This window comes from Azospirillum griseum (assembly GCF_003966125.1).
In the GTDB taxonomy this organism is placed as follows: domain Bacteria; phylum Pseudomonadota; class Alphaproteobacteria; order Azospirillales; family Azospirillaceae; genus Azospirillum; species Azospirillum griseum.
This window is the reverse complement of sequence record NZ_RXMA01000193.1, coordinates 1-249: the sequence shown is the minus strand read 5'-3', so window position 1 is coordinate 249 and position 249 is coordinate 1. Positions and strand designations below refer to the sequence as shown.

The 249-nt window shown below is 70.7% G+C and carries 1 pseudogene; it reads left to right on the top strand.

Going from position 1 to position 249, the window contains the following annotated elements:
• Positions 1 to 249: pseudogene (locus tag EJ903_RS27200) on the top strand (hypothetical protein); the annotation flags it as partial.

The following is a 249-nucleotide window of genomic DNA, read 5'->3' as shown; positions in this document are numbered from 1 at the left end:
TGGTCGGCAACGCCGGTCTCGACGTGGCCACGCTGGCGGACGGCGGCAACACCCTGCTGCTGCGCTCGCTGGAAACCCTGACCGGCGGTGGCGGGGCCGACGCCGTCACCATCGGCAACGTCGGTTCGACCATGCTCGTTGCCGGGCTGGAAACGCTGGTCGGCGGGACCGCCGCCGACAGCATCACGCTGGGAACCACGGGCAACAGCCTGCTGCTCAGTCAGGTGGAAACGCTGACCGGCGGGGTCG